This is a genomic window from Streptomyces ferrugineus, assembly GCF_015160855.1.
GTDB lineage: Bacteria > Actinomycetota > Actinomycetes > Streptomycetales > Streptomycetaceae > Streptomyces > Streptomyces ferrugineus.
The window spans coordinates 3028741-3041810 of the sequence record NZ_CP063373.1; the positions used below are offsets into that span (position 1 = coordinate 3028741).

At 71.7% G+C, this 13070-nt stretch carries 12 protein-coding genes; 4 read left to right on the forward strand and 8 right to left on the reverse strand.

What is annotated here, in order from left to right; all coding sequences use genetic code 11:
* Nucleotides 1–46: 46 nt before the first annotated feature.
* The 3 genes from IM697_RS13835 to IM697_RS13845 form a co-directional block, all read right to left on the reverse strand.
* Nucleotides 47–1702, reverse strand: a complete 1656-nt coding sequence (locus tag IM697_RS13835) for an urease accessory protein UreH domain-containing protein (protein WP_194047980.1) — start codon at nucleotides 1700–1702, stop codon at nucleotides 47–49.
* A complete protein-coding gene (locus IM697_RS13840; RefSeq protein ID WP_194047981.1) occupies nucleotides 1699–3276 on the reverse strand; it encodes a tetratricopeptide repeat protein in 1578 nt (525 codons plus the stop codon). Before IM697_RS13840 ends, IM697_RS13835 begins: the two co-directional genes overlap by 4 nt.
* Before the next feature lie 113 nt (nucleotides 3277–3389).
* Nucleotides 3390–4925, reverse strand: a complete 1536-nt coding sequence (locus IM697_RS13845) for a DUF4331 domain-containing protein (protein ID WP_194047982.1) — start codon at nucleotides 4923–4925, stop codon at nucleotides 3390–3392.
* 231 nt (nucleotides 4926–5156) lie between these two features.
* Here IM697_RS13845 and IM697_RS13850 point away from each other — a divergent pair, with 231 nt between their 5' ends.
* The 3 genes from IM697_RS13850 to IM697_RS13860 all read left to right on the forward strand — a co-directional run bounded on the left by IM697_RS13850 (nucleotide 5157) and on the right by IM697_RS13860 (nucleotide 6910).
* On the forward strand, nucleotides 5157–5699 hold the full coding sequence (locus IM697_RS13850; RefSeq protein WP_194047983.1) for a sigma-70 family RNA polymerase sigma factor: 543 nt from the start codon (nucleotides 5157–5159) through the stop codon (nucleotides 5697–5699).
* Nucleotides 5696–6514, forward strand: a complete 819-nt coding sequence (locus tag IM697_RS13855) for an anti-sigma factor (RefSeq protein ID WP_194047984.1) — start codon at nucleotides 5696–5698, stop codon at nucleotides 6512–6514. The genes IM697_RS13850 and IM697_RS13855 overlap by 4 nt, the downstream gene beginning before the upstream one ends.
* Nucleotides 6515–6640: 126 nt before the next feature.
* Nucleotides 6641–6910: a hypothetical protein gene (locus IM697_RS13860; RefSeq protein WP_194047985.1), complete on the forward strand. Its 270-nt coding sequence runs from the start codon at nucleotides 6641–6643 to the stop codon at nucleotides 6908–6910.
* Nucleotides 6911–7081: 171 nt separating this feature from the next.
* On the opposite strand, the gene IM697_RS13865 is transcribed toward IM697_RS13860, so the two are convergent.
* Both IM697_RS13865 and IM697_RS13870 read right to left on the reverse strand, forming a co-directional pair.
* Entirely contained in the window at nucleotides 7082–7864 is a 783-nt protein-coding gene (locus tag IM697_RS13865) for an ABC transporter permease (protein WP_194047986.1), read from the reverse strand.
* Nucleotides 7861–8799, reverse strand: coding sequence for an ATP-binding cassette domain-containing protein (locus IM697_RS13870; RefSeq protein ID WP_194047987.1), 939 nt, complete (start codon nucleotides 8797–8799; stop codon nucleotides 7861–7863). The genes IM697_RS13865 and IM697_RS13870 overlap by 4 nt, the downstream gene beginning before the upstream one ends.
* A 63-nt stretch (nucleotides 8800–8862) precedes the next feature.
* Here IM697_RS13870 and IM697_RS13875 point away from each other — a divergent pair, with 63 nt between their 5' ends.
* On the forward strand, nucleotides 8863–9579 hold the full coding sequence (locus IM697_RS13875) for a TetR/AcrR family transcriptional regulator (RefSeq protein ID WP_194047988.1): 717 nt from the start codon (nucleotides 8863–8865) through the stop codon (nucleotides 9577–9579).
* Here IM697_RS13875 and IM697_RS13880 read toward each other — a convergent pair.
* From IM697_RS13880 to hmgA, 3 genes are all read right to left on the reverse strand, one after another.
* Nucleotides 9576–10718, reverse strand: a complete 1143-nt coding sequence (locus IM697_RS13880; protein ID WP_194047989.1) for a type ISP restriction/modification enzyme — start codon at nucleotides 10716–10718, stop codon at nucleotides 9576–9578. The genes IM697_RS13875 and IM697_RS13880 overlap by 4 nt on opposite strands.
* 26 nt (nucleotides 10719–10744) lie before the next feature.
* Nucleotides 10745–11494 carry a GntR family transcriptional regulator gene (locus tag IM697_RS13885; RefSeq protein ID WP_194047990.1) on the reverse strand — a complete coding sequence of 250 codons (750 nt, stop codon included), beginning with the start codon at nucleotides 11492–11494 and terminating at the stop codon, nucleotides 10745–10747.
* A gap of 210 nt (nucleotides 11495–11704) precedes the next feature.
* Nucleotides 11705–13015 (reverse strand): homogentisate 1,2-dioxygenase, encoded by a 1311-nt coding sequence (gene hmgA / locus IM697_RS13890; RefSeq protein ID WP_194047991.1) that lies wholly within the window; start codon nucleotides 13013–13015, stop codon nucleotides 11705–11707.
* Nucleotides 13016–13070: the final 55 nt, after the last annotated feature.

Consider the following 13070-nt stretch of genomic DNA (forward strand, 5'->3'; position numbering starts at 1 on the left):
ATCCGTGCGAAATCTCCACTCCGTGCGACTTCTTCCCAAAAGTAGCTCAGCCGAGTACGGATGCCGCCCCCTGGAACACCAATCCGGCCCCGAGCAGTACGACGAGGCACGCGGATGCCAGCGGGGCGGTCCTGCGCAGGAAGACCGTGAGCGGGTGCGTGGTCCAGCGGGGGCGCCTGTCCAGGAGGCGGGTGACCCCGGTGCCCAGCCTGACGACGGCGAACCCGGCCGCCGTGAGGGTGAGGGCGAGTCCGACGCCGTACGCCACGACCAGCAGCAGCCCGAACCACGCCTTGCCGAGCGCCGCGGCGCCGACGAGCACGACGACCGCGGAGGGGCTGGGCACGAGCCCGCCGGCGAAGCCGAGGAGGATCGTGCCGCGGAGGGTGGGGGCGGTGGAGTGGGTGTGGGTGAAGCCGCCGTGGGTGTGGGTGAGCAGGCCGTGTTTGTGGGGGTGCGAGTGGTCGTGATCGTGGGTGTGCGTGTGGTCGTGGGGGTGTGAGTGGTCGTGCCCGTGGTGGTGAGCGGGTGCGGGGGAGTGGGTGTGGCCCGGTGCGGGTGCGGCGGATTCCGTCGCCGCACGGGTGTGCGCGGCGACCAGGACCGGTTGGCGTTCGTGGGTGTGCTCGTGATCGTGTGCGTGGTCGTGTCCGTGCCCGTATCCGTGCTCGCGGATGTGCCAGGCCCGGCGTACGAGCGTCGCGCCCGCCGCGATCACCAGGGCGCCGCTCGCGATGCCCAGCCAGGTGATCACCGACGGCGCCGCCGCCGAACCGGCCGTGATCAGCAGTCCCAGGGCGACCACGCCCAGGGTGTGGGTGACCGTCACCGAGGCGGCCAGGGGCATGACGTCCTTCAGGCGCGCCCGGCCGCCGCGTGCCGTCGCCACCGCGGCCATGATGGTCTTGCCGTGGCCCGGGGCGAGCGCGTGCATGGCGCCCAGGAAGACCGCGATCAGCAGGGCGAGCGCGGCGAAGCCGAGGGTGAGGTCGTTACGGGAGACCAGGCCGTCCAGGGCACGCGTCCAGCGGTCGGCGCCGCGCGGCAGCACCGAGGCGCCGGGGGCGTCCCGCGCGGACTCGGTGAGAGCGGGGCCGCCGGGGCGGACACGCAGGGAGGCCGTCCTGGTGTCGGCGGGGGAGGAGAGCAACTCCTCGGGGTACTTGGTCAGTTCGCCGGAGACCGACTCCTTCGGCACGTCCGACCCGGTGAGCGTCATCCGGTCGCCGCGCGCCGTGATCTCCCGCCAGCCGGGCCCGGACCGCGCGCCCGCCCCACGGAAGCCCAGGGCGACCGTCGCGTCCTCGGGGAGCGGTGCCGTCAGCCGGCACTCCACCCGGAGCGTGTCGAGCCCCGCCTGACCGGGCCGCACGCGCGCGTGGCTGCTGTTCGGCGTCAGCTCGACGCTGCGGCCGTCCACGGTGACCTCGCTGTCCCGTGCGGCGTCCGCGCACCGCTGCCGGGCCCACGCGGTCATGCCCGCCTTCTCGATGTCGGGCTTGGCCTGGGTCGCCGGGATCTCGGCGAGGTCCTCGACGTGGTGGACGCGCAGTTCGCCGGGTGCGGCGACCAGGCCGTCGTAGCGGTTGACGGTGAAGTTGCCGAGCGGGTGCGCGCTCGCCGGAGAGGAGGGGAACAGGGCGAGCGCGCAGGCCGCCGTGAGGACGGCGGTGCCGGAGGCGAACAGCCGACGAGGGGTCACTTGGCCGCCTCCAGGTCCTTGAGCGCCTTACGGGCTTCCCGGGCGCCCAGCGGTGAGAAGCCCGGGTTCAGCTTCAGTGCGGCGCGCAGGTGCTCGCGGGCGTTGTCGGCGTTGCCCGTGGCGCGCTCGATGATGCCTCGGTGGTAGCGGAACGCGGCGTTGCGGTAGCCGGTCGCCGTCGCCTCGCGGGCGTAGCGGAGGGCTTCCTCGTCCTTGCCGTTGACGTGCAGCGCCCAGGCGAGGGCGTCCGCGGTGTGCACGGTGTGGCGGCGGTTCCACTCGGCGCGGGCGGCGCGCAGGGCGGAGGCCTTGTCGCCGTGGTCGGCGGCCGCGAGGGCGGTGTCCAGATCGGCGTTGACGCCGTTGGCGCGGGCCAGGGCCGTCCAGGCGTCGACCAGGGCGTACTGGTCCTCGGCCTTGGCCTGGTCGTCGGCCGCCTCGTACAGCTCGCCGAGTTCGACGAGGGGGCCGGGGAGGGGGTAGCGGGAGACGACGTCCCGCAGGCTCTTGAGCGCGCCTTCCCTGTCGCCGCTCGCCGACTGGGCGCGGGCGCGGCCCTCCAGGGCGGGGAGGTAGTTCTCGTCGGCGGCGAGGGCCCGGGCGTAGTGGGTGAGGGCCGTTTCGTAGTCGCCCTGGTTCCAGGCGAGTTGGCCCAGCTGGGTGGCGACGTAGGCGACGTCGCCCGGGGCGATCGCGGAGGAGAGGGCCTGTTCCAGCACGCGCTCGGCCGTGCGGACGTCGCCGCGCAGCTCGTGCACATACGCGTACCGGGTGAAGACCGGGATGCCCGGGCGGCGGTCGTCGGCGGTGTCGGCGGCCTCGGCGGCGTCTTCGTAGCGGCCGAGTTCGACGAGGGCGTCCACCCTGCTGCACAGGGCGCGCTCGCTGTACGGGTTCACCTCGAGGGCCTGGTCGGCGTACTTCAGGGCGTCCTCGAAGTCGTGCCGGGCCGCGGCGAGGGCGGCGCGGCCGGCCAGGGCCTGGTCGTTGTCGGACTTCAGCGCGAGCGATCGCTTGAAGGCCTGTTCGGCCTGGGGGTAGCGGGAGGGGTCGCCCATGGTGCGGGCCTGTTCCACATACGCGAGACCCAGGGTCGCCCAACTGCCGAAGTCCCTCGGCTGGTCGCGCAGATGGGCCTGGAGGGAGGCGATGCCGGCGTCGAGGTCGCCGCCGGTGAGGAGGCCCGGGGAGAGGGCGGCGGAGGCGGGGGCGATGCCGCGGTCGTTGTCGTCGCGTGCGGCGCCGAGGGCGATTGAGCCGGCGGTGAGGGCTACGGCCAGCAGGGCCGCGCAGCCGGCGAGGTGCAGGGTGCGGTGGCCTCGGGCGGCTGCGGCTGCGGCGCGGCGTACGGCGGCGACGCGCCGACCATCCTTTTCCTCGCCCCCGCCGCCCCTACCCATTCCCGTCCCCTGGGGGCCCGCGGCCCCCAGACCCCCGCTCCGGCCCTGAACGGGCCTCGTCCTCAAACGCCGGACGGGCTGGAACGCACGCACGCGGCGTACGGCGGCGACGCGCTTTTCGTTCCCGTCGTTCCCCTCGTTCTCCGGCGGGGTGTCGTTCGTGCGCGGGGCCATGCCCTCTCCTCGATCGGGTGCTCAGGAACCGTCGTTGCGTGCGGCGGCGCGGCCCGCGCCGTGGGGGATGAGTACTTCGCGGGCCGCGCCAGCTTTCTTGGGGGGTACGGGGCTCAGTACGCCCGGTCCCGCATCCGGCGCCACCAAAGCAGGGCCATGCCGATCAGCAGGACGCCCAGTGCGCCGGCGCCCGCGGACCCGGCGATCAGGGTCATGTTGTCCGTGCCGCCGCCGGCGCCCGCCGGCTGCAGCGCGTCGCCGAGCTGGCTGCGGACGTCGGTCTCGCCGTCGGTGCCCTTGGCGAGCGGGCCGCGCGAGCCCTCGGTCGGCAGGGCGACGTACGGGAAGGCCTTCTCGAAGTCCTTGTCGTTCTTGTCGACCGCGTCGCCCAAGTCGTTCTTGGCGCCGAGGAGTTCACCCTCGACGACCTGGAGGGAGGCGTCGATCACGTCGTCGGTGAGGCGACGGCCGTTCGGGAAGCCCGCGTTGTCGCCGTCGAGGACGCCGAGCCGCTTGGGCTTGTCCGTGGGCTTGATCGAGGTGTTCAGGCGCAGCATCTCCGACGGAGTGACGTGCGGCGGCTGGTTGAGGTCCTTGACGCCCTTGAGGAAGACGTCGACCAGGTCCTCGCGCGGCTCGTCCGGCGCCGGGATCTTGTAGATCGCCTCGATGAGCTTCGGCAGCTCGGGGTTGGTGACGTTCTTCAGGAACTGCGCGTCGTCCCACGGTGCGGACGCGTTGAACTTGTCCTTGTCCTTCAGCGGGTTGACGACCTCGTTGACCAGCGGGTTGCCCAGCCGCGAGACCTGCTCGTAGTAGCCCTTGGCGTTCTGGCGCTGCGTGGTCGACCAGATGCCGACGATCGGCTGGTCCGCCGACTCGGCGATCATGTGGGTGGGGACCTGCAGGGCTATCGAGTTGACGTTGTAGCCCTTGAGCGTGTCGTTGCCGACCTCGGAGAGGTTCCCGCCGTACAGCAGGTCGAAGACCCGCAGGTCGAGGAAGAAGGGGTCGTCGGCCTGGCCGGCGAACGTCGTCGTGCCGCCGTGGAGCTCGTGGACGGCCTGCTCGCGCAGCTTGGCGTAGTCCGGCATCGACGCCTTGCCGACGTTCGACGGCGCCACCGGCACATCGTTCGCGATCTTCGTCTTCGACACCAGCTTCTGCTTCTTCAGCTTGATCAGCTCGATGTCGTACGTCTGCGTGATGTTGAGGTCGGGATCGTCCAGACTCTCGACCGGACCCGTGTTGTACAGGAACGTCTTCTCGTTCTTGGTGTGCGTGTCGAAGGTGAAGCGGTAGAGCAGGTCGCCCTGCGCGTCACCGTCGTTGTCGATGTGGAGGTCGTACTGGGCGTCCTCGGCGAACGTGAAGAAGTTCGGGCCGCCGGCCGGCTCCTCGAAGGGGATCCAGTTGGCGACGATCGTCGTCGTGTCCGGCTTGTCCGGGCTGACGAACGCGTACACGTCCGTGTTGTCGTACTGCGGCGTCCCCGAGATCAGCGGGGCCTCCCGGTGGCTGGAGGCGGAGGCCGCCCCCGGTTCCAGCGCGGTCACGCCGGCGGCTGCGAGCCCACCGGCGGCCAGCGCACCACACACAAGGGTCGCGAGGCTCCTGCGTCCCGCTCCGCTCCTGGAATTAGGTGTCATGCCGTCCGTCCTCAGTGCCAACTTGCCTGACGAACCCGATTCGGAGCCGTCGTCCGAGCGGATTGGTCGAAATCTCAAGCGTTCTTACGGCCGAACTGAAAACTTGTTTCATCGGCGGGCCACCCGCGTTTTCGGCACGCTGATCCGTAACCCCATCCGGAGGTGTGTTCGTTGCGAATACCTCGTGGGGCGAGGAGGCCGAGATGCGGACTGGCTGGAGGGGGAGACGAGTTGGAGGCGGACGAGCTGCTCGTGCTCGTGGCGGGTGGTGACCAGAAGGCGTTCGAGGACCTGTACGGACTGGTCTCCGGGCCGGTGTTCGGGCTGGTACGGCGCGTGGTGCGCGATCCCGCCCAGTCGGAGGAGGTGGCGCAGGAGGTGCTGCTGGAACTGTGGCGGTCGGCGGCGAAGTTCGACCCCGGCCGGGGCAGCGCCCTGTCCTGGATCCTCACCCTCGCCCACCGCCGCGCCGTCGACCGGGTGCGCAGCGCCCGTGCGGCCGGCGAGCGCGAGCAGCGTGAGGCGCTGCGCGCCAACCACCCGGCCTTCGACCATGTCGCCGAGGAGGTCGAGGCCGGACTGGAACGCGAGTGGGTGCGCCGCTGCCTCGACCGGCTGACCGCCCTCCAGCGCCAGTCCGTCACCCTCGCCTACTACGACGGCTACACCTACCGTGAAGTGGCCGAGCGGCTCTCCCTGCCGCTGGGCACGGTCAAGACCCGGATGCGCGACGGACTCACCCAGCTGCGCAAGTGCCTGGGAGGTGTCGCATGAGCTTCGTCGGCCGCCTCCTGCGGCGCGAGGACCTGCACTCCCTCGCCGCCCCCTACGCCCTCGACGCCCTGGAGCCCGGCGAGCGGCTCCGCTTCGAGAAGCATCTGAGGAACTGCGTCATCTGCGCCGCCGAGGTGCGCGCCCTGTCCGAGGACGCCGTCCGCCTCGCCTGGTCGACGGCCGCCGCGCCGCCGGCCGCGATGCGCGACCGCGTCCTGGCCGCCGTACGCGCCACTCCCCAGGAGCCCGTCGGGCGGGAGCAGGCACGCGCGCGTGCCACCCAGCTGCCGCCGCACGTGTGGGGCGCCCAGCCGCCGCCGCGCACCCGTGCGCCCAGGCCGCGCCCCTTGCTTGTGCCGTTCGCCACGGTCACCGCCGCCGCGGCGCTCGTCGTCGCCTCCCTCTTCGCCGTCCAGGCCGACCGGACACAGGACGAGCTCAACGCCCAGCGTGCCCGGGCGAGTGAGATCGCTAACGTTCTCGGCGCACCCGACGCCCGGGCGACGGCCGGCGAGGACGCCCGGGGCCGCACGATCGGAGTGGTCGCCTCCGCATCGGAGGGGCGCGCGGTCGTCACTCTGAGCGGATACGACGAGTTGCCCAGCGGCCGGGTGCACCAGCTCTGGCTCATGCGCCCCGATGTGCAACCACGCTCCCTGGGCCTTTTCGACGGCGACACGCCCTTGCTCGCGTCCGGTCTCGACAAGTCCGCGACATCACTGGCTGTGACCGTCGAGCCCGACGGGGGATCACCACAGCCCACCAGCCAGCCCGTTGTCCAACTCGCCCTGAAATCGCTTGGATTCGGAGAGTAATCAGGGACGGGTCGTCAACACCCTTACGGGGAAGGTGAATCCTGTGACCGCGATACACGAGTGCCCCACCGGGGCGATAGGGTTAACCTGCCCGGGCCGGGTGGACTCGTACGGGTGGGGAGTGACATGGATCAGATAACAGTGCGCAGCAGGGCCAGGGTCCCTGCGATCACCTGCGGGAGCAACGCGACCAGTTCGCGTCTCGACCGCCATCTCTCGGTACTGGCGGGTCCCGCCGTGCCGCAAGGGGAGGCCGCCGAGGCGACGTCACTGATGCGCGAGCTGACCACGCGTGACGTCGCGCACGAGCGCAGCGACCGGGGTGCACGCGTCCGTCGCGTCTCGCTGTTCGCCCCGCTGCGTCGGCTCCGGCGTTCGCTGTTCGGCGGGCGCTGACTCGTACCCGGCGTTCCTCGAACGACTTCCAGGCCCGCGCCCGGCGCACCACACGTCCCGGCGCCGTACCGCGCTGCCGCCGCCGTCATCCCCAACGGCATGCGTCGGCGCCCCCGGAGCACCACCCGGGCGCGGGCACATCCCCCGGCTTCCCACCCCGCATCCGGTACGTCAGCGCTCGCCGCGCGCGTACCGGCGTACCGCGAGCGGCGCGAACACCGCGATCAGCGCCGCGCACCAGGCGAGTGACCCGGCGACGGGATGCGCGACCGGCCAGGCGGCGTCGTCCGGCACCGGAGCGTTGCCGAACAGGTCCCGCAGGGCCGTCGTGACCGCGCTGATCGGATTCCACTCGGCGAGGGTGCGCAGCCAGTCCGGCAGTCCGTCCGTCGGGATGTACGCGTTGGACAGCAGCGGCAGAACGAAGGTCGCCCCGCCCAGCTGACCGGCGGCCTCCTCGTTCCTGGTGAGCAGCCCCAGGAAGATCCCGATCCACGTCGTCGCGAACCGGAACAGCAGCAACAGCCCCACCGCGCCGACCGCCGCGAGCGCAGACCCCTCGATCCGCCAGCCCACCGCGAGCCCGACCAGCAGGAACGGCACCGTCCCCGCTGCCGTCACGACGAGATCCGCGGCCGCCTGTCCGAGCGGTACGGCGGCCCGGCTCATCGGCAGCGTCCTCAGTCTCTCCATCACGCCGCGATGGGTGTCCTGGGCGGCCTGGAACATCCCCGTCATGATCCCGTTGGCCGCGGTCGCCACCAGCAGCCCCGGCACCAGGAAGGACCGGTACTGCTCGCCGGGCATCGCCAGCGCGCTGCCGAAGACATAGCCGAAGAACAGCAGCATGGTGATCGGCATGGTCTGGGTCAGGACCAGCAGGCCCGGGTTGTTGCGGAGCCGTCGCAGCTGCCGGCCCACCATCGCGCCGCCGTCGTACGCCAGGGTGCTCATGCGGCACGCTCCTCGGTGAGTCGCAGGAAGACGTCGTCGAGCGTCGGTGGTTCGATGCGCGCGTCGAGCAACGGCACGCCCGCCGCGTCCAGTTCGCGCACCAGGCGGGGGAGGGTGAGCGTGGCGTCCCGGGTGACCGCGCCGACCGCGCGCCGCTCGTGGTCGAACGACGGCTCGCCACCGGTGAGTTGATCCAGTACGGCCGCCGCCTTCGCCATGACGTCCGCGTCGGTGACGACGACCTCGACGTGCGCGCCGATCACCGCCTTGAACTGGTTGGGCGAACCCGTGTGCGCGACCTGGCCCCGGTCCACCAGGGCGATGGTGTCGGCGAGTTGGTCGGCCTCCTCCAGATACTGCGTGGTCAGCAGCACGGTGGTGCCGTCGGCGGTCAACTCCCGCACGGACTCCCAGATCCGGTTGCGGCTGGCCGGGTCGAGACCGGTCGTGGGCTCGTCCAGGAACAGCACCTCGGGGCGGCGCACGAGGCTCGCCGCGAGGTCGAGGCGGCGCCGCATCCCGCCCGAGTACGTGGACGCCGGCCGGTCGGCCGCCTCGGTCAGCCCGAAGCGGTCCAGGAGCTCACCGGCCCGCTCGGCCGGTCCGCGCACCCGGTGCAGCCGGGCGAACAGCCGGAGGTTCTCGCGGCCGGTCAGGTCCCCGTCGACCGACGCGTACTGCCCGGTGACGCCGATGCCGCGCCGGACGGCCGCCGGGTCCCGCAGCAGGTCGTGCCCCGCGACGAGGGCCGAGCCGGCGTCCGGGCGCAGCAGCGTGGTGAGGAGCCGTACGGCCGTCGTCTTGCCCGCGCCGTTCGGCCCGAGGAGGCCGCAGACGGTGCCCTGCGCGACGGCCAGATCGAGTCCGCGCAGGGCGTGGACCTCGCCGAATCGCTTCTCCAGGCCTTCACTAAGTACAGCGTACGTAGAAGTCATGGGTCGACCATAGCGCACTACGTACGCTGTACGTAACTAGGATGGTGGCCGAGGTGATGATCGATGGCGGGCCGAGCTGCCGTACCCGAAGTGATCTGGGCGCGTCCCGAGCGGACCGGGCGCGGTCCCAGGCCCGCGTTCACGCGTGCGGACATCGCGGCCGCGGCCGTGCGGATCGCCGACGCGGGCGGGCTGGACGCCGTGTCGATGCGGCATGTCGCGGCCGAGCTGGGCTGCGGGACGATGTCGCTGTACAACTACCTTCCGCGCAAGGAGGACCTGTACGAGCTGATGATCGACGCGGTGGGCGCCGAGCACGAGATCCGGGAGCCCACGGGCGACTGGCGCGCCGACATGATCCGCAACGCTCAGGAGACCCGCGCGATCATGCACCGCCACACCTGGGTGCCGCGGGTGATGTCGGGGGTGTACGGCTTCAGCCCCAACACCCTGCGCTATCTGGAGCACTGCCTGGCCTGTCTCGAACCGCTCGACGCTTCGAACGGCGTGAAGATGGAGCTGGTGGCCCTGCTCAACGGCGTCGTGACGACGTACACCGCGAACGAGATCGCCACCGCCGAGCGCACCCGCTCCGTCCCCTGGTCCGAGGAGGAGGAGAACGCGGTCCGCATGGCCTACCTGGGCAGCCAGGTCGCCACCGGCAGGTATCCGCGACTGGCGGCGGCCTTCATGGAGGGCAGTGAGCCGGTCGATCTGGAGGCGGTGTTCCGGCGGGCGCTGGAACGGGTGCTGGACGCCTTCGACCCGAGCCCGCGTTAGATCAACGCGAGCTGTCCCTCCGGGCCCTCCTCGTGCCCGTCCAGCACCGACGCCGGTCCGCGGGCCGGCTCCGGGACCGGCAGGACTCCGGCCTCGCGGAGGTCGGTCGCGGTGACGGAGGACGTCAACTCCGGGTCGAGCGGCTGGAGTTCCGCCAGCAGGGCCAGGACCGTGATCAGCTCCAGCAGTTCCGATGTCCAGGCCTGTGGCCAGGTCGCCGGGCGGATCGCCGCCAGGGTGCCCGGCTCGGGCTCCATGACGCGGGCCGTGAACCACTGCTCCAGGACCTTCACGCCGGCCACCTCGAAGTCCCAGGCCGCCGGCGGTACCGGTGAGATACGTCCCTCGCCCAGCAGCAGCGCCTCCTCCTCGCGGTCGTACTCGAGGGTCAGCGGGCGGGAGGGGAGCGGCGCGCGGACGTACGGGCGGCGCCCGCCGGGCAGCTTCGGGCGGTCACCGTCGCGGCGCATCAGCCACAGGACGCGCCGGCCCGACTCCACGCCGCGGGCCCACAGCTCGGGGTCGCCGGTGAGGGGCACGGTGAGGTCGGGGCGCACGGCCGCCAGCGTCCAGGCGAGGACGTCCACCGGCTCGACCGGTCCGCCGAGCCGGTCCCTCAGGTGCTCCAGGAGGCCCGGCGCCAGATTGGGTTCCGTGCCGCCCGGGCGGCGGTACAGCGGGCGGACGCGGCCCGGGCGGAGCAGCGGGAGGAGCGAGGTCGCCAGCAGGCCGGACTCCGGGGTCTCCAGGACGAAGATCTGCCGCTCGTCCGCCACCCGCCACAGCTCGGGGCGGGCCGCGTCGATCAGACGGTGGTCGGGGATCAGCCACTGTTCATCGAAGGGCGCGTGCAGGACGCGCACCGGATCCGGGCAGGGGCCCGAGGCGCGGACCAGCTTCTGAGTGCCGGTGGAATGGCCGGGCAGCTGTCCGACCGCCGAGTGCAGCGTGCGGGAGCGCGTCGGCTCCAGCAGGGCCTCCCGGTCCGGGCCCTCGGCCTTCACGAAGGCGTCCCAGCGGGCCTTCAGGGACGCCGCGTCGGGTCCCGTCGGCCACCCCCGGCCGAGCCGCGGCGGTGCGACGGACCACGGCATGAGGTCCGCCAGCGGCGGAGCGTCGTCGTGCGTCACGCTGGGCATCGTAAAGCCTGGCTCCGACACGGGGGTCAGGTGGCGTCCAACGTCACCGTGAAGGAGAAGCGGTCGCCGCGGTAGTGGATGACCGCCGCGTCCAGCACCCGGCCGTCGGTGTCGTACGTGACGCCCGTGTAGTGCAGGATCGGGCTCAGCAACGGGACTTGGAGCAGCTTCGCCGTCTCCGGATCGGCCAGCCTCGCCTCCACCGTGTCCGTGATGCGGCTGATGTCCGCCCCGAGGGCGTCCCGCAGGACCTTCGTCATCGGCCAGCGGACCAGGTCGCCCAGATCGATGCGCGCGGCCAGTTCGGGGCGGACGTAGTTGCGGGCGTGGTTGGTGGGCTCGCCCGTCTTCTCGTCGCTGCGCAGACGGTGAAACGTCGCCACCTCGTCGAGGTCGGGGAAGTGCTCGGCGAGTTCGGGCGGTACCGGTGCCCGGCCGTGGTCCAGCAGCTCGGTCGCCATCCCGGACTGCTGGGCCACGATCGCGTCCACCGAGCCGAGCAGCCGCACGGGGGCGGCCCGGCGGGCGTCCGGCTCGATGAACGTGCCGCGTCTGCGGTGGCGGGTGATCAGGCCCTCGTCCTCCAGTTCCTTCAGCGCCTGCCGCATGGTCAGCACGCTCACGCCGTAGTGCTCCGCCAACTGCTCCTCGGTGGGCAGCCGCAGCGGGTCCTGCGGGCGACGGCCCAGTATCGAGGCGCGCAGCGACTGCGACACCTGGTACCAGAGCGGCAGCTTGCGGTTCAGGACGATCGAGTCCGGGGCGAAGGAGGTCACGGGGCCATCCGTACCGGTAGGGGATCTTTACTGCAAGGGCCTGTTCTGAGTTCCCCGTCGTCCGCGCAGAGCGCGGGCGCAGCGGCGGTCGGTGCGTGCCCTCGGCGTGCGGCGTCGCAGGTCATGTGGCGGAGCCACCTGTCCTGTGGCGCCGTGCGCCGAGGGTGCGTGCCGGGCGTCGGGGCGCAGGCGGGGAACTCAGAACAGGCCCTAGGGGCGGAAGTGGCGCTCCATGCCTTGCCAGACGTCGTCGTAGCGCCGTTGCAGATGGTCGGCGCCCGCCGCCTGTGGGGTCAGCGTCACCGGCCAGCGGGTTTCGAACATGAATGCCAGACCGTCGTCGATCTTCTGCGGCCTCAGTTCGGCGGCGCTCGCCCTGTCGAACGTCTCCCGGTCCGGGCCGTGCGCCGACATCATGTTGTGCAGCGAGCCGCCGCCGGGCACGAAGCCCTCCGCCTTGGCGTCGTAGGCGCCCTCGATGAGGCCCATGTACTCGCTCATCACGTTCCGGTGGAAGTACGGCGGCCGGAAGGTGTCCTCGCCCACCAGCCAGCGCGGCGCGAAGACCACGAAGTCGACGCCGGCCAGCCCGGGAGTGTCCGACGGGGACGTCAGCACCGTGAAGATCGACGGGTCGGGGTGGTCGTAGGAGATGGTGCCGATCACATTGAAACGGCGCAGATCGTAGGTGTACGGCACATGGTTGCCGTGCCAGGCGACCACGTCGAGAGGTGTGTGGTCGTAGGTGGCCGTCCAGAGGTTGCCGCAGAACTTGTTCACCACCTCCACCGGGCCCTCGACGTCCTCGTACGCGGCGACCGGCGCCATGAAGTCCCGGGCGTTCGCGAGGCCGTTGGCGCCGATCGGGCCCAGGTCGGGGAGCTGGAAGGGCGCCCCATAGTTCTCGCACACATAACCTCGGGCCACTTCGTCCAGCAGCTCCACACGGAAGCGCACCCCACGTGGAATCAGTGCCACCTGTGCCGGCTCCACATGCAGCAGCCCGAACTCCGTGCGCAACAGCAGCCCGCCGCGCTCCGGGACGATCAGCAGTTCGCCGTCGGCGTCGCTGAAGACGCGGTCCATCGAGGAGTTGGCGTGATAAAGGTGCACGGCCATGCCGGTGCGCTGGGTCGCGTCGCCGTTGCCGCCCAGGGTCCACAGGCCGGCGAGGAAGTCGGTGCCGGGCGCGGGCTCGGGCAGCGGGTCCCAGCGCAGGCGGTTCGGGTCCGGCACGGAGTCCGTGAAGGGCGCCGTACGGATCGCGCCGTTGTCGGTGCGCGTGAACGCCGGGTGGGCTGCCGACGGGCGGATGCGGTACAGCCACGAGCGGCGGTTGTGCGCCCTCGGCTCGGTGAACGCCGTACCGCTCAGCTGCTCGGCGTAGAGGCCCAGCGGGGCGCGCTGGGGCGAGTTGCGGCCCTCCGGAAGGGCGCCCGGCACCGCCTCCGAGCTGTGCTCGTTGCCGAAACCGGAGAGGTAGGTCAGCCCTTCCGCGGTCTTCCGCGCGTCCCCGCTCATGATCACTCCCTTGGGATCTGATTCCTATGGTTCACCATAGGATTGCGATTTCCCG

Coding starts and splice junctions, on each gene's coding strand:
- IM697_RS13840 (WP_194047981.1), bottom strand. CDS start 3,276: ATGGCCCCGCGCACGAACGACACCCCGCCGGAGAACGAGGGGAACGAC.
- IM697_RS13845 (WP_194047982.1), bottom strand. CDS start 4,925: ATGACACCTAATTCCAGGAGCGGAGCGGGACGCAGGAGCCTCGCGACC.
- IM697_RS13855 (WP_194047984.1), top strand. CDS start 5,696: ATGAGCTTCGTCGGCCGCCTCCTGCGGCGCGAGGACCTGCACTCCCTC.
- IM697_RS13860 (WP_194047985.1), top strand. CDS start 6,641: ATGGATCAGATAACAGTGCGCAGCAGGGCCAGGGTCCCTGCGATCACC.
- IM697_RS13865 (WP_194047986.1), bottom strand. CDS start 7,864: ATGAGCACCCTGGCGTACGACGGCGGCGCGATGGTGGGCCGGCAGCTG.
- IM697_RS13870 (WP_194047987.1), bottom strand. CDS start 8,799: ATGACTTCTACGTACGCTGTACTTAGTGAAGGCCTGGAGAAGCGATTC.
- IM697_RS13875 (WP_194047988.1), top strand. CDS start 8,863: ATGGCGGGCCGAGCTGCCGTACCCGAAGTGATCTGGGCGCGTCCCGAG.
- IM697_RS13880 (WP_194047989.1), bottom strand. CDS start 10,718: ATGCCCAGCGTGACGCACGACGACGCTCCGCCGCTGGCGGACCTCATG.
- hmgA (WP_194047991.1), bottom strand. CDS start 13,015: ATGAGCGGGGACGCGCGGAAGACCGCGGAAGGGCTGACCTACCTCTCC.